A 21,363-nucleotide genomic window follows, 5' to 3' on the forward strand; every position below is an offset into this window, starting at 1 on the left:
TGGAACCTAGGCGTCGTGGACGGGGGATACCCGTTCTGCGTAGCCCCGGAGACTTGGCGGCCTTGGAGCGGTTCGGTTCATCGTGGCTTACGGCTGGACGTGGGACCTAAGACCCTACCCAATTCGGGTGCCGGTGTGACAATAAATCCTATGGATCACGATCGCGAACCGATTGGAGCGTGTGATGAAATCTAAAGTCAGGACAGGGGCCGCGCTGTTGGGTGGTGTCGCTATTTTAGGGCTCGGGTTCGGTGGCGTTAGCGACCTGTTGAACACCACGATGACGACGACATCGACCGCTCCCTGCCCCGTTACGGCGGCACCTTCGTCGTCAAACACTCCCGGGGATCCACCGAATTGCGAGGAACCCGAGGGTCCGATTCCGCCCTCGCCGATCACAACAACTGTACACCCCAGGCCCTGACCCGGCACGGTTGTTGAGGTAGTTAGGGACGAACTCTCCTGACCGACAATGGATCTCACAGTCAGTGGTGGAGGCAGGAGAACAGGCTGGTGTTATCTGCCGGACTCGTATCTGTGGGGCTTGGTCTCAAGAAAGACAGCTAAATGGGTGGTGGGCAACGGCATTTCGGCGTCGTGGTCGGCGTGGACGGATCAGCTCCTTCCGATGAGGCCGTGCGTTGGGCTGCCCGTGAGGCGGCGCTGCGCAAACTTCGACTCACGCTGGTGTACGCGTTGGCCACGCCTGCCCTACCCTGGCCTGCGGAGCGCATGCCCACGGATGTCCGCCAGCGGTTGGAAGTCGATGCCCGGGCCATTATCGACAAGGCCGTCAAGATCGCCGAAGATACCGGCTCTGTTGGGGACCCGGCTGATATCGAAAGCCAGCTAGTCTTCTCCGCGCCGGTGCCGACGCTGGTCGATATGTCTAAAGACGCACGTATAGTGGCGGTCGGTGCCCGCGGGTTAGGTCCAGTCCGCAGCGTGCTGTTGGGTTCGGTCAGTACCGGACTGATCCATCACGCGCACTGCCCCGTTGCCGTGATCCATACCGACGCTTCTCCGCAGTCACGGGCCGTGCATGCCCCGGTGCTTCTGGGTAGCGATGGCTCGCCAGCCTCGGAGCTGGCCACCGCGATCGCGTTCGAGGAAGCGTCGTTGCGGGGCACAAGGTTGGTGGCACTCCATGCCTGGAGCGACGGGGACACGGCCCGCATCTCGAGTATGGAAGAGTCCGCCCGCCAATCGGCAGCTGAAGAAATTTTGGCTGAGCGGTTGGCCGGCTGGCAGGAACGTTACCCAGAGGTCAGCGTCACCCGTATCGCGGTGTATGGCAAACCGGCCGCACAGCTTCTGGATCGCTCCGAGTTCGCCCAGCTCGTTGTCGTCGGCAGTCACGGCCGAGGGGGATTTACCGGGATGTTGCTCGGATCGGTTAGCACCGCGGTGGTACAAAGGTCCCGTACACCGGTGATCGTTGCCCGCGGCATCCAATAAGAGCCATGGCTTGCTTGTTGAGATGCCATCCGGGCCGAAAAGTGCGCGGTGGTACTGGCTTGGCATCGTGGCCGCAACGCGGTGTTCACGTGCACCGGTTGCCACCCTGGCGTGTTGACGATCACAGACCCGACACCACGCTGTGCACCCGGACACGCAGTGGATGGGAAAGAAATAGCCTGTAGCCGCAACAGAGTGGGCCTGTGCGAATGTATCCGCTGCCATTACGGCTAGAGAAAGCCCCAACCACATACTGATGCAACAAAACCTGGCTGCTACGGGACCACGGTCCCAGCGAACCGGGTGATCGCTCGTCCGGCAGTTAACGGGCGGAGAGCCGATGACGGGAATCGAGTCCGTATTCTCGGCTTGAAAATCGATTCATACGCAGATGTTTACGGACATTACTCAAGGCCGGGCAACATGCCATGGTGTCATCTGCTCCACCAATAGCCATCTTGTCGAATTAGGCTGGTCAATTGTCGGTGGCACCGCACTGACCACCCAATATCACCGTTTGACAACGACACGGTGCGGCGTGACTTAAATTCCATGTCAGGTGCTAATAATCAAGCAGTCTTCAAGGGTCGCTAGACACGACCCATGGTGACAATGCGGATCTCGTGCACCGCTACATTGCGGAAATCTGGACGGTTATAAAGGGGTTGACATTGGTCACGATCTCCGGTCGATTCTGCAGAGCAGCAGCCGCTGGCGTTGGGCTATGCGCTGTGGCTTTAGCGTTGAGCCAGCACACGGCAGCCTCCCCGCTGATATCCGGTGGCTACGCGTGCATTCATGGTATGGCGGGCGACGCTGCACCATCCGCCGTGGGCGGTCCGGCAGCCGCAGGAGGGCCCGCAGGCGGCCCGGGAGCCGCAGGTGGACCCGCAAGTGGTCCGGTAGCCACCGATGTGTGCAGTCCAACTAGTGCCGCACTCACTGACATGGCGGGTATTCCGCTGTTTGCACCCGGAGCGCCTGCGGGGGCACCGGTTCCTGCGGGGGCCCCGGTCCCGGTGGGGGCACCGGTTCCTGCGGGGGCCCCGGTTCCTGCGGGGGCTCCGGTCCCGGTGGGGGCACCGGTTCCTGCGGGGGCCCCGGTCCCGGTGGGGGCACTCCGCTGTTTGCACCCGGAGCGCCTGCGGGGGCACCGGTTCCTGCGGGGGCCCCGGTCCCGGTGGGGGCACCGGTTCCTGCGGGGGCCCCGGTACCGGTTCCTGCGGGGGCCCCGGTCCCGGTGGGGGCACCGGTTCCTGCGGGGGCTCCGGTCCCGGTAGATGCTTCGCTCATCGACATGTCTGGAACATATGGGGGCAAGGGTGATCCCACCGGTCCGGCACCGATCGGTGGGCCCGTAGCGGGCCGACCGATCTTGCCCGGTCCTTCGAGTCCGGGTGCACGCTAAAGCCGATCCGCTTGCGGTTGCGCGAACCTACGCGCCGTAAAAGTTAAAAGCGTGCCTCATATGATTGAAGTACGTTCCGTTCCATAGTGTGTCACGCGGTAAACGAGTTGTCTCTCCGGCTGAACGCAACCTGCCTTCGGAGTCCGGGTCAGTGTGCCCCACCGCGCACCGGCGGTTCGCCGACTGGGCCAAGGCCGGTGTCGTCGCCAATATCCATCGCGCAGTCCTCGACAGGATCAGCGCCGCAGGCGAATTGGGCAGGTCATTGGCGATCCTGGACGCAGTGCACGTTCGGGCGAAAAGGAAGACACCCTAACCGGTCTCAATCCAGTGGATCGAGGCAAACCCGGCTGCAAGCTGCCTATGCTCTCCAAAGCCGTGAAACGCCACTGGTGGTGGATGTTTTAAGGTCAACATCCACCGCAGCACCAAGCTCCAAGAGATGGTCGAATTCCTCCCCGTCGTGCGATCCCCACGCGGTCCACGCCGCAGCAAGCCCGAGAAGTCCCGCGCCGACAAAGGTTACGACTTCGATCCCACCGTCAATGGCTGAGCGGGCGAAAGATCGTGTCGCGCATCGCCCACACCGAAGTCGAAGATCCGACACAACTCAGCCGCCACCGATGCACGATCGAACGTACCATCGCCCGGCTCACCGGATAACGCCGATCAACCATCCGCTACGAAGCCGCGGCGAGCACTTCCTCGCATCCTGCTCCTCGCGGCGATCGGCGACCACTTGCTACCAGATCCTCCTACCATGAGACCCCCACGGATCACGTAAGACACGGTCTAAGCATGAAAAGCGGTGAAAAGCCTGCTCATTAAGGTGACTTGCCACACGCGCGCCGTATCAAGAAGCCGCGGGAACTCGTGGGCCCCCTATCGCCGACGTCAGTTATTCCCGCACTATCACCGGATCCCCGATGTTGACCGCATTGTAGTACCACTCTGCATCCGGGGGGCTAAGGCTGATGCAGCCATGACTGACATTTTCAAGCCCGAGTGAATTGACAGCCCATGGAGCCGAATGTACAAAAAGGCCCCGCCTGGTGATACGGACGGCATAATCCACCGGGATGCGGTAGCCCTCGGGATCGGTGACGGGAATACCAACACTGCTCGAATCCATAATCACCGAGCGCTCCTTGGAGAGGACAGTGTAGGTGCCGATGGGTGTCGGGTACTGCGGCCTCCCCATCGAGGCCGGCATCACTCCTGCCTCTCCCCAATGCGGTCGGTGATGCGGAGCCGGTAGCGCAGGCGCCAGTGCCGGATCGACTCCGTCGACGCTGACGGTGAAGGTGTGACTGGAGATACTGGCGACGCCGACAATGGCGGGACCCGTCTTGAATTTTGTGGACAGGCCGCCCACCGAAAGCGCCACTGCGCTGTGTGCCGGCCAGAATCGATCTGGAACCCACTGCAGGATATTGTCATCGAGCCATTCGTACCTGCCGGTCATCTCGGGTGTCGATTTAACTTCAAGGACACGCTCGACCGCGCGCCGGTTGGAAACGGCCGAACGAAACGTCACCACTACAGGGTGCGCCACACCGACTACTTCTCCCGGCGTCGGTAGAAGGGATGCGATAGCCAAGTTGTCGGACCGACTCGCTGCGAGGCTGATGGCGGCTGGTCCCACAACCACGCTCGCAGCGATCCCGCTGATGGCAAGAAGACACCGGCGAACCGACAACATAATCCCGTCCTTTTAATTGACAATGTTGCAATAGTGATCGTATGGGTAAGGCGGTGAGTGGAAATGCAAGCCCGCGTGTACAGTTCGGTCAAGGCCTCGTCACGTTTTGGCTACGGCGAGCATGCCAATAATCCGAGGACACTCGACTGCAGGCATGAATGGCGCAACGCGATGAGGGTACCCGATCCTGGCGATGCAGGTGGAGGTGGGCTCTGGCAACGAAAGTCGGCTTACCGAACCGCTTCCACGTTCTTTGAAAAGTATTGTGCCGTCGACATGAGGAAGCATTTACGCGCATGGGTGATTCCGGAGCCAGACTCCTGGGTGACCTGGCGAATGTTCTGGCCGGTCTCGTAGTTGAACCGTGGCTTCTTGCTAACTCCTTTTGGAGGTGACCGCACCCCGGTATACCTGATTGGTGGCGTGCGGAATTTCTATTGCGCCACCCGCATAGCCCTTGTGGACTCTTCCTCGCGGTGTCACATCCGTGGCTGCCTCGTCGCCCCATACGGTCCAACCCGGCCGGGCATGGCGGGCAAATAACTCGAGATACGGTCCGGGTGAACATGCTTCGATAAGCAGATATTGCTCATCGGGTTTGCGTGAGTGTTCACGCTTCCGTGTCTCGATCATATTGACCTGGCTTCGCGCCTGCGGCAATGTCCGCATGCTCCCCCGCACGCCGAAAAGGATGATTTCAGTGACGTTGCGAAAATAGAACCCGACACCTCGGCCGTCAGGTCCACCGTCCTTCCGTCGTTTCGCCCAAATGACGTTGGATACATAGCGGTAGCCCCACGCATCCAGCACGCGAAGTCCTTCGGGTAATAGGGCATTGGGAACCCAAAGGTAGAGGTGAGAGTCTTTCGCGGTTACATCTGACACAGGGATGCTGCAAATAGCGTCTATGTCCAGCGTCGAGTAGCGGTCCAGCCTCCGATGCTCTGGCGCAACCTTTCCGGTGCGGTTGATGAATCGCCAAGGGGGGTCGGCCAATACTGTCTTCCAGCCGCCGGCCGTGGTCGGAAGTGGACGAGTATCGGGTGCGGCTCGCAGTCGCGTTGCGCGCCGTCGCTTTTTTTCGTCAAGCGAGTCAACCAGGCTCACGCCGCCTCCGCACGGGAACGAAGTAGATTTTGCCGGAATCGTAAGACAGGAATACCGTGAGTCGTTGGACGGCAACGCAGCGGCGTGTTCCACATCCCGAAGGTTCATCGTGGCCTTGTCACATGAGGCAGCCCCGATGTCTACGGCCGATGCCAAGCAGCGGCTGCTGACCGGCGCCGGTGCCGAACATGCCCGTCTCATGGCGAGCCGATTGAATCCGCGTGGGAAGCTACCAGCCCATCGGTGGAGCGCCGGTGTACAGAGAGCCATTACCCGACCGGTTGGCCGAGCGAAGAGCCCTTAGAACATGCTTTCGGTGATCAGCATGGAGCCGATGACGGGAATCGAACCCGCGTTCTCAGCTTGGGAAGCTGATGTTCTGCCATTGAACTACATCGGCGCGGTCGACTCCGAAGATTAGCATCCGGGCGCCGGGTCGCTCATCCACCTCAGGTCAGGTGGGGCGCGCGGGAGCCGAACGGATACGCTCGTCAGGTGCTGCTCTCCGATCACGACCTCAGGGCAGAAGTCGCCTCAGGGCGGCTGGGTATCGAACCGTTTGACGACACCCTGGTGCAGCCGTCCAGTATCGACGTCCGCCTTGACGGTCTTTTCCGGGTGTTCAACAACACCCGCTACACGCACATCGACCCGGCACTGCAGCAGGATGAGCTGACTAGCCTGGTGAAACCGGTCGACGGAGAACCGTTCGTGCTGCATCCGGGAGAGTTCGTCCTCGGGTCGACGCTCGAGCTGTTCACTCTACCTAACGACCTCGCGGGACGGTTGGAGGGTAAATCGTCGCTCGGACGGTTGGGGCTGTTGACTCACTCCACCGCAGGTTTCATCGATCCGGGCTTTAGCGGCCATATCACGCTTGAGTTCTCCAACGTCGCAAACCTGCCGATCATCCTCTGGCCGGGCATGAAAATCGGTCAGCTCTGCATCTTGCGGTTGACCAGCCCGGCCGAACACCCCTACGGAAGCGCGCGGGCCGGGTCGAAGTATCAAGGTCAACGGGGACCGACACCGTCCCGCTACTACCAGAACTTCACAGGTTCTTCACAGCCGGGTCTGCAGCCTCGCACGGTCAGCCGACCGATCATTTAGATTATTTATATATAGCGGCACGCGCGGTGTTCCCCTCCGGGGTGAGCCCGGCTGATTCGCGAAGGGACGTGGGTAGGGCAGTGGACCTTGTTCTCGGGGTGTCGACGGGACCGGCGGTGGTCCGCATGGTCCTGGTCGAGGGCGAAAACGCGGACGGGGCCTTGATTGAGGAGGACAGCCTCGACCTTGCCTCGGACGGCGAGCAGGCCACCGCAAGCGTGGCCGACCAGGTGGTTTCGATAATCCTGGGTACCCGTGAAGGTGCCGGCGAAGCCGGCCACCGACTGCTCGCGACGGGAGTGGCGTGGGCGGATCCGTTAGCGGCCGCTGCGCTGCGGGCCGCGTTGGCCGCCGGAAAGATCGAGAACGTCATGCTGGTCTCGGCGTTTTTGGCGGCCGCCGCACTCGCGCAAAACGCCGGTGCGGCAATGGGCTACACGCAAACCGCCATGCTGTTCGTGGAACCGGACGCGGCCACCGTGGGCATTATCGACTGCCATGACGGTGCGGTCAGCCAGGTGCGTAGGAAGGTCCTCTGCCGGGAAGACGGTCGGGCGATCGCCGAACTCGCCGCCTTGGTCTCGGATATTGAGGTGCTGGATTCACACCCGGAGGGCCTGTTCGTGGTCGGTGGCGGCGTCGACATCGCTTCGCTCATGCCCGCTGTGGAAGCCGCGACATGGCTGCCGGTGAGTATCGCCGAGGAACCGCAAACCGCGCTGGCCCGCGGCGCGGCGTTGGCGGCGGCGAACGCACCACTGTTTGTCTCGTCGACCGCCGCCCTGGCCTATGCCCAGGACCCCGGCACCGGTGTAGTGAACCGCTACCTGCCGGCCGGATACGTCAACGTTCTCGACGTTTCCGCTGGTGGCGAGCCGACCAGTGGCGATCTGGCCTACAGCGCCATGCCCAGCGAGGATGTTGACGCCGACGTCACCGGCATCGACGCGGCCGGCGACGGCGTCTTCGATCCCGTGCGGGGCCACCGCCCGCTACTGCTGGCCGGGACCGTGTTGGCGGTTATCGCCGTAACCGCGGTGGTGGCACTGGAAATCGCATTAAGCATCGGGATCCGCCCGACGGTTGCGTTGCGTCCCACTCCCGGCCAGGAGCTGATCGTTCCCGATCACCAGGCCCCGGCATCCGAGTCGGTGTCGCCCGGGCACCCCCAACAACCGACCCACCTGGCGATGAACCGGCCTCCCGTGCCGGCCGGCGTGGCGGCACCGCCGGCCCCGCGGCCGGCGGCACTCCCGCCTCCCCCTGCGGTGGCACCCGCTGCCCCAGTACCCGCAGCTGCGCCTCCGGTGCCTATGCCGCTGCCGGTCCCAGTTCTTCCCCCTGCTGTCTCGGTTCCCCGAGCGGGGGTGCCGATCCCCGCGGCACCCCCTCGGATCCCAGCACCGCCACCCCCGGGTCAGCGGCCCGATCCCCAACCACCCATACGTGTTTCGGCCCCGTCAGTACCCGTTACGAGACCGCCGGCGCAGCCGTCAATCCCGCTCGTGCGGACGCCGGCTCCGCCGGTGCCGCCGTCGGCCCCGCCGATCCGTGGGTGGGCCCCGTCGGCTCCGGCACAAGACCCGACGCTTCCCGGGTTCCGGACCGCCACTGATCCTCCGGTGCGCCTGCCGGGGCCCCGACCGCCGGCGCCGTTCCACATGCCGCTACCGCAACCACCACTGGTTCACACCTCGCCGGTCCCCGCAGCGCCCGGACCGCCGCCAATCTTCGCTCCCCGGATGCAGGTGCCGGCGCTGCGGCCCGGGGGCGCCTTCGGCGGGGGCGTCATCGACCACGGCCCGAGCGGGGGTATCGGTTGGGGGCTCGGCGGCCGTGGATTCGGCGGCGGCTTCGTCGGCCACCGGTAACCTCCATCCGCCGAAGCGGTATCACATCGGCATCGGAAAGCCGATCCGGGCGCCGGCCCGCGAAAAGCGACGCTGACGTCCACAAACTGCTCGCTACGGGTGGTAGCTTGGCAAACCGGCGGCGGCGCAGCAAGCTACACAAACTACTGTGGAGGAGTGGTGGACACCGTTCTGGGTGTGTCAATGACACCAACCGCGGTCGGAATGGTGCTGGTGGAGGGTGAGAACGCGGACGGTGCCACCGTTGACCAGGACAACGTCGACCTCACAAGCGTCAGCGCCGCACCCGCCTTCAGCCCCCCCGATCGGAGGATCTCGGCGATCCTCGGCACCCGGGAAGGTGCCGTGGCGGGTGGTTACCGGTTGACCTCGACCGGGGTGGCGTGGGTGGACCCCATGGAGGCCGCTGCGCTGCACCAGGGGCTGGCTGCCCGCAAGATCGAAGACGTCATGCTGGTGTCGGCGTTTTTGGCCGCAGCCGCGCTGGCTCAGGAGATCGGCAACACCACCAACTACATCCGGACCGCGTTGCTGTACGTCGAGCCGGAGACCGCGACGTTAGCTGTTGTCGACACGGCCGACGGGTCCGTTCGCGACGTGCGCCGACGGTCACTGCCCGAAGATGACGACCAGGCGGTGGCCGAGCTGGTCGCACTGCTCAAGGAGGCTGATGGGCTGGAGACGCATCCGGATGGTGTGGTTGTTGTCGGCTGCGGTGTTGATATCCCGCTGATCAAGCCGGCCTTGGAGGCCGCGACATCGCTGCCGGTGAGCGCGCCCGAGGAACCGGAGATGGCGCTGGCCCGGGGCGCGGCGGTGGCGGCGGCGCATGCGCCGCTATTCGTCTCCTCTACCACCGCTCTGGCCTACGCGCAGGATCCCGGCACCGGTGCGGTAAACCCGTCCGTGCTAGCCGGATATAGCGCTGTTCGGGAGACCAGGGGCGGCATCGACTCGGGCAAGATGAACCTCGCGTATAGCGCCGTCCCTGACGGGCAAGACGACACGTACCCCGCGAAGGGCCGTGACAGCTATGGTCCAGTCGTCGGCGAACGAAACGTCAGCACGGGCGGGTACACCGATTTTGCCGCGGAGCTGGCCGAGCGACCGACCCGTCGATCCTTCCTGGCGGTCCTGGGTGTGTCGACGATCTTCGTGGTGGGGGTAGTGGCCCTGGCGGTTTCGCTGGCGGTAAACATCCGACCGCACGTCGAGCAGAAACCGAGCCTGAGCCACAACGTCGTCAGCCCGAATCAGCAACTGCCGCCGCCGCCGCCGAAAGCTGCGGTGCCCGCCTCTGCACCCCCGGTGCCTCCAGCGCCGGCCGCCTCCCCCGCTCCGGCTGCGGCACCGGCTCCCGTCCCCGCTCCGGCTGCGGCACCGGTCCCGGCTCCCGAATACGCCCCCGCTCCGGCTCCCGTCCCCGTCGCACCTGCGCCCCCGCCGGCGCTACCGATACCGCCGCTGATTCCGCAGCTGTTGGCACCGCCAGCCCCCGGACCGCCGGTCGCACCCTGGGGCGGCGACCACGGCGGCGAAGGCTGGGGTCACGGCCGTGGTCGCGGAGACGACGGGTTCAAGGGTCCGGGCATCGGCATCCCCGGCCTTCACCTCGGCTTCTGACGCCGGTTTAGGGTCGACATGCGCTGGTAGCCCAGGCAGTGTCCCGGCGCCCCGGGGCCATGCCGGCGGCTCGGGTATCCCATGGCCGGTGTTATGGCGAGTGGTACGGCGGGGTTGGCGTCCCAGGGTCGGTTCACTTGGCGCAACTAACCGTCATCTGCCGTTCGTCTCTCGCTCAGCGTGATGACGCTGTCAGCTCATCGTGTCGGCGTACGCAGGGCGATGTGCGCTGCACCGTATTCGGCACCGGCTACCTGGGTGCTACCCACGCAGCCGGGATGGCGGCACTGGGACACGACGTCGTCGGGGTCGACATCGATCCTGGTAAGGTCGCCAAGCTGGCGAGTGGTGACATCCCGTTCTACGAGCCGGGTCTGCGGGAGCTGCTGATCGACAACCTCATGGCCGGTCGGCTACGGTTCACCACCGACTACGACATGGCCGCCGGGTTCGCCGATGTGCATTTCCTGGGCGTTGGCACTCCGCAAAAGAAAGGCGAATACGGCGCCGATTTGCGCCATGTGCATGCCGTCATAGACGCGCTGGTGCCGCGGCTGACGCGATCAGCGGTCATCGTTGGCAAATCGACCGTCCCGGTCGGCACCGCGGCCGAATTAGGAGAGCGAGCTCGTAGGCTGGCACCGTGCGGAATCGATGTCGAAGTGGCCTGGAATCCGGAGTTCCTGCGGGAGGGATTCGCGGTGCGCGACACCCTGCGCCCGGATCGCATTGTGCTAGGGGTGCAGCCAGATTCGATCCGCGCCGAGTCAGCGGTTCGCGAGCTGTACCGACCGCTTTTAGACGCCGGGGTTCCGTTCCTGGTCACCGACTTGCAGACCGCAGAGTTAGTCAAAGTGTCTGCCAATGCCTTTCTGGCCACGAAGATTTCGTTTATCAACGCGATCTCTGAGGTATGTGAGGCGACCGGAGCCGACGTCACCATGCTGGCCGATGCGCTCGGATACGATCCACGGATTGGGCGCCAGTGCCTCAACGCGGGTTTGGGTTTCGGCGGTGGCTGCTTACCCAAAGACATCCGGGCGTTCATGGCCCGCGCCGGCGAGCTGGGAGCCGACCAGGCGCTGACATTCCTGCGTGAGGTGGACAGCATCAACATGCGCCGCCGCACCCGGATGGTCGAATTAACCACCAGCGCCTGCGGAGGCTCGCTTTTGGGCGCCAACATCGCCGTGCTCGGCGCGGCGTTCAAACCCGAATCCGATGATGTCCGCGATTCGCCGGCCCTCAACGTCGCCGGTCAACTGCAGCTCAACGGTGCCACGGTCAACGTCTACGACCCGAAAGCCCTGGAGAACGCGCAGCGGCTGTTCCCCACGCTGAACTACGCAGTGTCCGTGGCCGAAGCGTGCGAGCGTGCGGACGCGGTGCTGGTGCTCACCGAGTGGCAGGAATTTATCGATCTCGATCCTGACGACCTTGCTGGCCAGGTGCGGGCCCGGGTCATCGTTGACGGCCGCAACTGCCTGGATATCGCCCGCTGGCGGCGGGCGGGCTGGCAGGTGTTCTGCCTCGGCCGCCGACGATGCAGCCCGTGGTAGCGGGCTGTTGAGGAGGTGGCCGTTGGGTGTGAGCCGCCGACGATGCAGCCCGTGGTAGCGGGCTGTTGAGGAGGTGGCCGTTGGGTGTGGCCGCCGACGTGCAGCCCGTGGTAGCGGGCTGTTGAGGAGGTGGCCGTTGGGTGTGAGCCGCCGCGTAGCCTAAGCAGCGTGGACTACGCGGCAGCATTCCTGGATCAGAACCGCGCGTTTGGCGACGTTATCGGCGGCGCCGACCCGGCTACCCCGGTCCCGACGTGTCCAGGCTGGACTTTTAGGCAACTGCTTCGTCATGTCGGGCGTGGCGATCGCTGGGCCGCGCAGATCATCACCGAACGGGTCGACCACTTCCTCGATCCTCGCGCCGTGGAAGGGGGCAAGCCCCCGGATGATCCCGGTGGCGCGATCTCCTGGCTCCACGGCGGCGCGCAACGGCTGATCGACGCCGTCGAGCAGGTCGGCGTGGAAACCCCGGTGTGGACATTTCTGGGCCGACGGCCCGCGTACTGGTGGATCCGGCGCCGACTGCACGAGACAGCAGTGCACCGGGCCGACGCCGCGCTCGCCCTCGGCCTGGCCTACTCGCTCGCCGCGGAACTGGCCGCCGACGGGGTCAGTGAATGGCTCGAGAGGGTCGCTGCCCAGGCCGGATCCGAGGGTGCGCCGCCGCTCGAGGACGGCAACAGCATGCACCTCCACGCCACCGACCCCGGCCTGGGTGTCGCCGGCGAATGGACGATCACCGCCGGCAATGGCAGGATCACCTGGTCGCATGACCACGGCAAAAGCACGGTGGCCCTGCGCGGCGCCGCCACCGACCTCCTGTTGGCACTGGCACGCCGAATCTCGGTCGCCGACAGCGGTATCGCGATGTTCGGTGACAGCGCAGTATGGCAGAATTGGTTAGACCGCACGCCTTTTTAAGCGGTAAATCGATTTGGGTGCGAAGTCAGGCAGCAACCGCGCTCGACGCGGTACCTTGCAGATCATGACCGTATCGGAGATCGCGACCGTGCTGGCTTGGCACGATGCGCTCAACGCGTCCGACCTCGACACCTTGGTGGCCTTATCCAGCGACGACATCGAAGTCGGCGACGCGCATGGGGCCGTGCAAGGGCATGCCGCCCTGCGTAGCTGGGCCACCGCCACCAACGCGACCGTGGAGCCCGGGCGGATGTATGTACACGACGGTGTTGTGGTCGTCGAGCAGAAGATCACCAGCCCGGACAATCCCGCCGCGAGCAAGACCGCCGCGTCCGCGTTTCGGGTCGTGCATGATCAGATCACCTCGGTGTATCAGCACGAGGACTTGGCGGCTGCGCTGGCTGCTACCGACCTTACCGAGGCCGACCTCGTCGATTGAGCAAGGGGCAACTCATGCGCGGGATCATTCTGGCCGGTGGTTCGGGTACGCGGCTGTATCCGATCACCATGGGCGTTAGCAAGCAACTGCTGCCGGTCTACGACAAACCTCTGATCTACTACCCACTGTCCACGCTGATGATGGCGGGTATCCGCGATATTCAGGTGATTACCACCGCCCACGACGCCCCCGCCTTTCACCGGCTCCTCGGCGACGGGGCACAATTCGGTATCAACATCACCTATGCCCTGCAAGACCAGCCCGATGGTCTGGCGCAGGCTTTTCTCATCGGAGCCGACCACATCGGCACTGATTCGGTAGCGTTAGTATTGGGGGACAACATCTTCTATGGACCCGGCTTGGGCACTAGTCTCAGCCGCTTCCAAACGGTCAAAGGTGGAACGATTTTCGCCTATAGGGTGGCCAACCCGTCGGCATATGGCGTAGTCGAGTTCGCTCCCGATGGAACGGCGCTGTCGATCGAGGAAAAGCCCGCCACGCCGAAATCGCACTACGCGGTTCCGGGTCTGTATTTCTATGACAACGATGTCATCGAGATCGCACGTGGGCTAACAAAATCGGCGCGCGGTGAATATGAAATCACCGATATCAACCGGACCTATCTCAATCAGGGACGGTTAGCTGTCGAGGTGTTGGCTCGCGGCGCGGCGTGGCTGGATACCGGAACGTTCGACTCACTGCTGGACGCCAGCGACTTTGTCCGAACCTTGGAGTTGCGTCAGGGCCTGAAAATCAGTGTTCCCGAGGAGGTGGCGTGGCGAATGGGCTTGATCGACGACGAGCAGTTGGCACGTCGTGCCCACACCTTGCTTAATTCCGGCTATGGCGGCTACCTGCTGAACCTGCTGGAGCAGCGCTGATCCCGCCGTTGCGGGAGCGATGATCGCGGCCGGGCGCAACCGTGATGCCCGTCGCCACCGGTGCTGAGCAGCTACCGGCGGCGGCACGTCCGAGATCCTGAGCCGGCGCGCCCGGCACCCCGATTGCCCGGTGGTTACTGACGGTAGCTTGCCAGGAAGTTACCCAGCCGTTCGATGGCGTTGGCAAGGTCGCGCGACCATGGCAACGTGACGATTCGCAGGTGATCCGGTGTCGGCCAATTAAATCCGGTGCCCTGAGCGACCAGAATTTTCTCCGACAGCAATAGATCCAAAACGAGTTGCTCGTCGTCCTCGATGTCATACACCTCGGGATCAAGCCGGGGAAATGTATACAGCGCGCCTGCCGGCTTGACGCACGACACACCGGGAATCTCATTGAGTTTCGCCCACGCAACGTCACGTTGCTCACGTAGCCGGCCGCCGGGCAGCACCAGGTCCTGGATGCTCTGGTAGCCACCCAGTGCGACCTGAATCGCGTGTTGTGCCGGAACGTTCGGGCACAGCCGCATGTTGGCCAGCAAGCTGATGCCCTCGATGAAGCTCTTGGCGTGATCCTTGGGACCCGTGATCACCACCCAGCCGGCCCGATACCCCGCGACTCGGTAGGCCTTCGAAAGACCATTGAATGTCAAGCACAACAAGTCCGGTGCAACCGACGCTATGCTGATGTGCTTGGCGTCGTCGTAGAGTATCTTGTCATAGATTTCGTCGGCGAGCAGCAGCAGCTGATGCTCACGGGCCAGATCCGCCATCTGAGTGAGGATTTCGCGGCTGTACACCGCACCGGTCGGGTTGTTCGGGTTGATCACCACCAGCGCCTTGGTACGCTCGGTGATTTTCGATGCCAAATCGGCGATGTCGGGTTGCCACCCCTGGGTTTCGTCGCACAGGTAGTGCACCGGTGTGCCGCCCGCCAGCGAGGTCGATGCTGTCCACAACGGATAGTCCGGCGCCGGGATCAGCACCTGGTCGCCGTTGTCCAGCAGGGCCTGCAGCGTCAGCGTGATCAATTCCGAGACACCGTTCCCCAGATACACGTCGTCGACGTCGAATCGGGGGAAGCCCTCGACGAGTTCGTAGCGGGTGACGACGGCGCGCCGCGCCGGCAGAATGCCCTTGGAGTCGGAGTAGCCTTGGGCGTAAGGCAGCGCCTGAATCATGTCCCGCATGATTACGTCGGGCGCCTCGAAGCCGAATTGGGCCGGGTTGCCGATGTTGAGCTTGAGAATACGATGCCCCTCGGCCTCCAGCCGCGCCGCGTGATCGTGTACCGGGCCGCGGATCTCGTAGAGAACGTCCTGCAGCTTGGAGGACTGCGTAAAGGTGCGCTGCCGCTGGTGATGGCCGCTGGTGTGCCAGGGCAGCTGACGGGTGGTCACGTCAACCATCCTGCCACTGCCATCCAATCAATTTTGCTGAACCCAGGTATTTCACCGCTTGCCCGGCGGCCGGGCTCCCCGGGCAATGCCGAGACCCTTGGTCGGTGGCGGTGCCGGTGGTGGTGCGGGTGGCTGCTCATCTTCTTGCTGCGGTTCGGGTTGCTTCGCCGATGATGTTGGGGCAGCGGGTCTCTTGGCGCCAGGCCGCTTAGCGCCCGCCGCGATACTCAGCCCCTTAGCCGGTGCAGCGGGCGGAGCGGCTTCCGCGGTTTGAGCCGGCTTCGAAGGCGGTTGGGGGGGTTGGGCTTTGGCCGTGGCTTTCTTGGCACCGGGCCGTTTTGCTCCACCGGCGATAGCAAGACCTTTCGGGGGTAATGGCCCGGGCGGCTCCGGGGCAGAGGGAGGTTTCGTCGTAGCGGTTTGCTCCGCTGGAGGCGCTGCGGCGGCTACGGCTTCCGCGGGTGGCGTTGCTGGCGCGGGCGATGCCGCAGGCGTGGTCTTCGCCGCTTGTTTGGCGGCGGTGCCCTTGGGCGGCAGCGTCACCGTGGCCCGGTCCAGCGACTCGAGGAGCAGCTGCGCGACGTCGCGCACCTCGACGCCGTCACGCCCGGCGGCCTCGGCCCGGTCGTCGACACCGTCGGTGATCATCACCCGGCAGAAGGGGCACGCGGTGGCGATTGTGGTGGCCCCGGTGGCCAGCGCCTCGTCGACGCGTTCGTGGTTGATCCGTTTGCCGATGTGCTCTTCCATCCACATGCGCGCGCCGCCGGCGCCGCAGCAAAAGCTGCGCTCAGCGTGGCGCGGCATTTCGGTCAGCGTCACGCCCGAGGCGGCTATCAGCTCGCGCGGCGCCTCATACACCTTGTTGTGACGGCCCAGATAGCAGGGGTCATGGTAGGTGATGACCGGACCATTGCCGCCGGCGCTGCCATCGCCATCGAGCGGCTTCACCGGCACCAGCTTCTTGTCGCGCACCAGCCGGTTGAGCAGCTGGGTGTGGTGCAGCACCGTATAGTCGGCGCCGAGCTGGCGATATTCGCGGCCAATGGTGTTGAAGCAGTGCGGGCAGGTGACCACGATCTTGCGATCAACGGCCGGTACCCTCTCGAACACCCCGTCGAGTGTCTCGATGGCCTGCCGGGCCAGCTGCTGGAACAGGAACTCGTTGCCCGACCGGCGGGCGGAGTCCCCGTTGCAGGTTTCCCCCGCGCCCAGCACCAGGAACTTCACTCCGGCGGCGGCCAGCAGCTCGGCGACCGCTTTGGTGGTCTTTTTGGCCTTGTCATCGTAGGCACCCGCGCAGCCCACCCAGAACAGGTACTCGAAGCCGGCGAAGCTGTCGACATCCCGACCGTAGACCGGGACGTCGAAATCCACCTCGTCGATCCAGTTGGTCCGATCGGATGCGTTCTGTCCCCACGGATTCGCCTTGGTCTCAAGGTTTTTGAATAGCAGCGAAAGCTCAGAGGGGAACTCGGACTCCATGAGCACCTGGTAGCGGCGGAGGTCGACAATGTGATCGACGTGTTCGATATCCACCGGGCATTGCTCGACACAGGCGCCGCAGGTCACACACGACCACAGCACGTCGGGGTCGATCACCCCGCCCTGCGCGGCGGTGCCGACCAGGGGACGACTGGCCTGCTCGGGCCCGGACCCGGGAACCCGGCCGAACCCTGACTCCGGAACATGGCGACCCTCGTGCCTTGGAGTCTGAAGATCCATGCCTTCCAACGATTTTGGTGCTGTTCCCAGGATATAGGGCGCCTTGGCCATCCAATGATCCCGCAAATCCATGATGAGCAGCTTGGGGCTCAGCGGTTTCCCGGTGTTCCATGCCGGGCACTGGGACTGGCAGCGGCCGCACTCAGTGCAAGTGGCGAAATCGAGCAGGCCCTTCCAGGTAAAGTCTTCGACCTTTCCCCGACCGAAAACCGCATCGTCCGGCGGGTTCTCGAAATCGACGGGCTTGCCGTCGGACGCTATCGGCAGCAGTGGTCCCAGGGCGTCGGGCAGCCTTTTGAACAGCACGTTGATCGGCGCGAGGAAGATGTGCAGATGCTTGGAGTGCAGCACGATCAGCAGGAAGACCAGCATGACCGCGATGTGCAACAGCAAGGCAACGGTTTCCAGAATTTCGTTACCGGTGTGGCCGAGTGGCCGCAGGATCGCGCCGAACAGCCGGGAGAGGAACGCCGCCTTGCCGTAGGGCAGGGTGCCGTTGTTGACGGCGGATCCGCGCACCAGCGCATACGTCCAGATGACGTTGAAGATCATGAACAGGATCAGCCACGCGCCGCCGATGTGTGAGCCGTAGAACCGCGACTGGCGACCGTGCTCTTTGGGCCGGGTGCGCAATCGGATGATCGCGAAGACGGTGATACCGACGAACACCGCGGAGGCGAAGAAGTCCTGCAGAAAACCCAGCGCGTCCCAGCGGCCGACGATCGGGATGTGAAAGTTCGGCTGGAAGAGAAGCCCGTAGGCCTCGATGTAAACCGTCAGCAGGATGAAGAAACCCCACATGGTGAAAAAGTGGGCCAGGCCGGGAATTGACCATTTCAGCAACCTGCGCTGGCCGAACACCTCGGTGAGCTCCGTCCAGATCCGTCTGCCTAGCTGGTCGGTGCGTCCGGGGGCCGGCTGGCCGGCGAGCGTGAGCCTGACAAGCCAGCGGATCCGCCGGGCGGCGAACACGGCCACGACCGCGGTCATGCCCAGACCTACCACCAGTCTGATCAGCGTCTGCGTGGTCACGAAACGTCTCTTTCCAACTCGTTGCTACTAAGCGATAACCCAGCCGATGCTACTGCGGGGTAAGTTAGTGTGCGCGCCGCCTGGTCCGCTCATGGTGACATTTTCGCGTTGTTCACTGCGACAGGGGTTGCCCTTATCGGACGACTAAATCGAGGCCCACTCTGCCTGTGCCGGCCCCCCGAGGCAAGACCGGCTGACGGTGACCCTCGCGCCGTAGCGGCGCGGGTGATCCCGGCGCGGATGACGGCTTGGCCCGCAACGCCTCCCGCGACGCCGGCGCGGAGACGAACCCGCGATATGCGCAAGCCGGGGCAGGGGTAACCCGATTCGCGTAGCTGGCCGGCGGCGTCAGAGTCCCGGCGGCAGGGTGATCACCGTCGGCAGCGGCGGCAGCGTGATCTGTGACGGCAGACTAAACGGCCCGGGTGCGGTACCGCTGGTCGTGGTCGTCGGTGTCATGGTCGTGGTGGCGGTGTCGCTGGTTGTGGTCGTTGTGGTCGTGGTGGTCGGTGCCGTCGTCGTAGTGGTGGTGGTCATTGTCGGGGTCGCCGTGGTGGCGGTGGTTGTCGTGGCGGGCGCGGCGGGCACGGCGCTTGTCACGGTTGCGGTCGACGGCGTCGTTGTGGTTGCCATCGAGGGCGTTGTCGTCGCCGGAGCGCCACCGTGGCCGCCCTTGGTCAGCTGGAGGATGCCGTAGCTGATCACCGCGATCAGAAGCGCGACCAACACTCCCCAGCCGACCAACGTCACCGGCCGGCGATACCACGGTGTGGGCTCGGGCGGGGGCTCGTCACCGCCAGGGTTATACGCTGGCTCTCCGCCGCCCTGGCCGTAGGCTGCGCAGTACCTGGGCGGCTCTCCGCCGCCCAGGCGGTAGGCGGGGGTGTACCTGGTCGGCTCATCCTCGCCGCTGCTGCCGGTGGAGCCGTAGCCTGCCATGGGTGCCGATGCTAGCGGGCCCGGCGACGGATACACCGATGCCACGCGGGCGGCACGGCGCTCCGCCACCGCAGTGAAGTCACGCAACGCCGTTGGCGGGTGCGCAGGACCGGCGGGTCAGAGGTGGGGCGGCAGGGTGATCACCGTGGGCACCTGAGGAATCGTGATCACCGATGGCAGCGGCGGCAGCTTGGGAATCTCCCCAGGCCAGTGATGGTGCGGACTTTCGGGCGGCTGCTGCGACGGCGGTTGGGTGGCCGGACCGGTCGCCGGTGGGGGCGCTGCCGGTGCGGCTGAGGTGGTGCTGGGTGTCGTCGTGGTGCTCGGCGCAGTGGTGGTTGTGGTGGTGGGGGTCGTGGTCGTTGTCGGGGTGGGGACGGGGCGGCTCGGGCCCTTCGTCAGCTGCAGGATCCCGTAGATGATCAGCCCGATCAGGATCAGCACGAACACGATCCACGCCAGCAACGCCTTGGGCTTGCGATACCAGGGGCCGGGTTCCGGCTCCGGTTCGAAAGGCTCCGGAAATTCCGGCGGCTGGGGTCCGCCCCGGCCGAAATCGGCGTGCTGGGTCGGCTGGTTGCTGAAGTCGTCCGGGGGGCCGAAGCGAGCCACGCACTCGATCGTACTGGCCGCAGCGCCGACGTCGGCGCGCTATTGCCGGATGGTGGCGTCAGAGCGTCCACCCGCGCTCTGGGCCGCGGGGTGCTGGGTTACCGACGTAACCGTTCGGGTCGGGTGTGAGCGGGATGGCCTCGGCCAGGGCAGGCGAGCTTGGTGGCCGCGCGGGCATTGGCGAGGATGCGGTGGCCCGCCGGTCGGATGGGACGGTTCGGTGGACCGCGCGCCCGGGGGGGCGACCGGCCTGCCGGGGATGGTGAAGCTGCAACCGGATCACCGCCGCGCCCGCCGGCAGCAGATACCCCCGGGCCGATCCCAGCGGTTTCCGCTGCGGAGACAGCGGAGACACACCGGCCTCAGCCTACGCAGAAAATGACACGAGTGACCGCAGTTATGCGCTGGGGTGTTATCCGGTCATCGCCGCCAAGCCGTCGGACAGTGCGCGCAATTGCGCGGCGCCATCGCCGGTGAAGGACGCGCCGTGCATGATCGCCAGCGTGGTCGGCTGCAATTGCGCCAGCCGCTCCAAAGTCGGCGCCAGGTTTCTGGTCAGGCCGGTCGCGTGGAACAGCGACTCGGCTTCCAATGCCGGTGCGACACAGTCTGATTGGGTGAGTACCGGACACTGGCCGATCTGCTCGAGCAGGTCGCCGGCCAGCAGCGTGCACGTGGTCTCATCGAACCACAAGCCGCTTTCCCAGTTGTGCGGGACATGCGGGGTGGCGATAAACCGCAACCGGTGTCCACCGATGTCGTGCACGTCGTTTTCCGGGACGGCCACGGGCGGGCGGTCGCATAGGTCATTCAGTGAAACCATGCAGGCCAGTGGGCTGTGGATGACCTCGGCGTGCGGGGCGGCGGCCAGCAGCATATTCAGCGCGCCGCACTCGTCGGCTTCGACGTGGGCGAAGGAGATCCAGCGCAGCGTGTCCAGCGGGATGAGCCTGGCGATGGCGGCGGAAACCAAGGGAAAAAGCTGTCGCATGCCGCAGTGGAAGAGGAACGGCTGTTCACCCGTCAGCAGGAACTGGTTGAACGTGAAACCGTGTGCGGTGATGTCCGGTATCCAGGTGGACAGCCGGAAGATGCCGTCGGCGATTTCGTCGACCGTGGTTTGCAGCCCACTGCTCATGGCGGCAGTCTACGCCATGGTACCGCTGGTACAGGAGGATCCCGCAGTGATCGGTACCTGCCGATCGGCGACAACCGCGGGCCGCGGGGGACGGTAGTCGCTCGTAGCCGGGCACATCGACATATCCGGCTCTTCTCCACGAACCTGGGAGTGAGTGGGGAGGCTCGGGCGAAACGCCGCGGCGCTGAAATGAACTGATCGTGGGCCTGGGGCTCGCACGATCCGTGATCACAGCCAAGATCACACGGATTGTCGAGGAGCCCCAGGTTGGAAGCAGAGGTTACCGGTTCGGTTGTTGCTGCGTTGTTCGGGTTGGATGGGTTTCGGGTGCTGGCCGCCGCCGATACCGGCGGTGAGCTGGAGTTGCTGGTTGAGACCGTTGCTCGGGTCGTACCATGCCCAGACTGCGGCGCGGTGGCGCAGGCGAAGGATCGCCGC

15 protein-coding genes, 1 tRNA gene and 1 pseudogene are annotated in these 21,363 nt (G+C 64.6%); 9 read left to right on the forward strand and 8 right to left on the reverse strand.

Translation table 11 applies throughout. The features are described 5' to 3' along the window. Positions 1–567 precede the first annotated feature (567 nt). Entirely contained in the window at positions 568–1,458 is an 891-nt protein-coding gene (locus QJR12_RS17345; protein WP_300584692.1) for a universal stress protein, read from the forward strand. Between the two features lie 680 nt (positions 1,459–2,138). After that, positions 2,139–2,866 (forward strand): annotated as a pseudogene (locus tag QJR12_RS17350) (beta-xylosidase). An 898-nt stretch (positions 2,867–3,764) separates the two neighbouring features. Here the strand turns inward: QJR12_RS17350 and QJR12_RS17355 are convergent. From QJR12_RS17355 to QJR12_RS17365, 3 genes are all read right to left on the reverse strand, one after another. Then, the gene (locus tag QJR12_RS17355; RefSeq protein WP_300584694.1) at positions 3,765–4,568 is read right to left on the reverse strand and encodes a L,D-transpeptidase; all 804 of its coding nucleotides are present in this window, start codon (positions 4,566–4,568) and stop codon (positions 3,765–3,767) included. Between the two features lie 375 nt (positions 4,569–4,943). Beyond that, on the reverse strand, positions 4,944–5,675 hold the full coding sequence (locus QJR12_RS17360; RefSeq protein ID WP_300584696.1) for an MT-A70 family methyltransferase: 732 nt from the start codon (positions 5,673–5,675) through the stop codon (positions 4,944–4,946). 326 nt (positions 5,676–6,001) lie between these two features. Then, a tRNA-Gly gene (locus tag QJR12_RS17365) sits at positions 6,002–6,075 on the reverse strand. A gap of 95 nt (positions 6,076–6,170) precedes the next feature. Here QJR12_RS17365 and dcd point away from each other — a divergent pair. The 7 genes from dcd (at position 6,171) to rfbA (ending at position 14,079) form a co-directional block, all read left to right on the forward strand. After that, on the forward strand, positions 6,171–6,785 hold the full coding sequence (gene dcd / locus QJR12_RS17370) for a dCTP deaminase (protein WP_300584698.1): 615 nt from the start codon (positions 6,171–6,173) through the stop codon (positions 6,783–6,785). A gap of 80 nt (positions 6,786–6,865) precedes the next feature. Further along, positions 6,866–8,656 (forward strand): hypothetical protein, encoded by a 1,791-nt coding sequence (locus QJR12_RS17375; RefSeq protein ID WP_300584700.1) that lies wholly within the window; start codon positions 6,866–6,868, stop codon positions 8,654–8,656. A gap of 159 nt (positions 8,657–8,815) precedes the next feature. Beyond that, positions 8,816–10,279 carry a hypothetical protein gene (locus tag QJR12_RS17380; RefSeq protein ID WP_300584720.1) on the forward strand — a complete coding sequence of 488 codons (1,464 nt, stop codon included), beginning with the start codon at positions 8,816–8,818 and terminating at the stop codon, positions 10,277–10,279. A gap of 224 nt (positions 10,280–10,503) precedes the next feature. Then, complete coding sequence (locus tag QJR12_RS17385) at positions 10,504–11,838, forward strand: UDP-glucose/GDP-mannose dehydrogenase family protein (RefSeq protein WP_300584702.1); 1,335 nt, start codon at positions 10,504–10,506, stop codon at positions 11,836–11,838. Between the two features lie 168 nt (positions 11,839–12,006). Next, on the forward strand, positions 12,007–12,759 hold the full coding sequence (locus tag QJR12_RS17390) for a maleylpyruvate isomerase N-terminal domain-containing protein (protein ID WP_300584704.1): 753 nt from the start codon (positions 12,007–12,009) through the stop codon (positions 12,757–12,759). Between the two features lie 64 nt (positions 12,760–12,823). Beyond that, positions 12,824–13,198, forward strand: a complete 375-nt coding sequence (locus QJR12_RS17395; protein WP_300584705.1) for a nuclear transport factor 2 family protein — start codon at positions 12,824–12,826, stop codon at positions 13,196–13,198. A gap of 14 nt (positions 13,199–13,212) precedes the next feature. Beyond that, positions 13,213–14,079, forward strand: coding sequence for a glucose-1-phosphate thymidylyltransferase RfbA (gene rfbA / locus QJR12_RS17400; RefSeq protein WP_300584707.1), 867 nt, complete (start codon positions 13,213–13,215; stop codon positions 14,077–14,079). A 134-nt stretch (positions 14,080–14,213) separates the two neighbouring features. On the opposite strand, the gene QJR12_RS17405 is transcribed toward rfbA, so the two are convergent. The 5 genes from QJR12_RS17405 to QJR12_RS17425 form a co-directional block, all read right to left on the reverse strand. Beyond that, the gene (locus QJR12_RS17405) at positions 14,214–15,506 is read right to left on the reverse strand and encodes a pyridoxal phosphate-dependent aminotransferase (RefSeq protein WP_300584709.1); all 1,293 of its coding nucleotides are present in this window, start codon (positions 15,504–15,506) and stop codon (positions 14,214–14,216) included. Between the two features lie 24 nt (positions 15,507–15,530). Beyond that, entirely contained in the window at positions 15,531–18,236 is a 2,706-nt protein-coding gene (locus QJR12_RS17410; protein WP_300584711.1) for a (Fe-S)-binding protein, read from the reverse strand. A gap of 348 nt (positions 18,237–18,584) precedes the next feature. Further along, entirely contained in the window at positions 18,585–19,175 is a 591-nt protein-coding gene (locus tag QJR12_RS17415) for an oligopeptide transporter substrate-binding protein (RefSeq protein WP_300584713.1), read from the reverse strand. Positions 19,176–19,292: 117 nt separating this feature from the next. Then, positions 19,293–19,787 (reverse strand): hypothetical protein, encoded by a 495-nt coding sequence (locus tag QJR12_RS17420; RefSeq protein WP_300584715.1) that lies wholly within the window; start codon positions 19,785–19,787, stop codon positions 19,293–19,295. 412 nt (positions 19,788–20,199) lie between these two features. Beyond that, positions 20,200–20,913, reverse strand: a complete 714-nt coding sequence (locus QJR12_RS17425) for an MBL fold metallo-hydrolase (RefSeq protein WP_300584722.1) — start codon at positions 20,911–20,913, stop codon at positions 20,200–20,202. Positions 20,914–21,363 lie beyond the last annotated feature (450 nt).

It is taken from the genome of Mycobacterium sp., assembly GCF_029961025.1.
In the GTDB taxonomy this organism is placed as follows: domain Bacteria; phylum Actinomycetota; class Actinomycetes; order Mycobacteriales; family Mycobacteriaceae; genus Mycobacterium.

Excerpts from the sequence above, each read along its gene's own strand:
- QJR12_RS17415 (WP_300584713.1), bottom strand. The coding sequence starts at position 19,175 with ATGGCAGGCTACGGCTCCACCGGCAGCAGCGGCGAGGATGAGCCGACC.
- QJR12_RS17395 (WP_300584705.1), top strand. The coding sequence starts at position 12,824 with ATGACCGTATCGGAGATCGCGACCGTGCTGGCTTGGCACGATGCGCTC.
- QJR12_RS17345 (WP_300584692.1), top strand. The coding sequence starts at position 568 with ATGGGTGGTGGGCAACGGCATTTCGGCGTCGTGGTCGGCGTGGACGGA.
- QJR12_RS17355 (WP_300584694.1), bottom strand. The coding sequence starts at position 4,568 with ATGTTGTCGGTTCGCCGGTGTCTTCTTGCCATCAGCGGGATCGCTGCG.
- rfbA (WP_300584707.1), top strand. The coding sequence starts at position 13,213 with ATGCGCGGGATCATTCTGGCCGGTGGTTCGGGTACGCGGCTGTATCCG.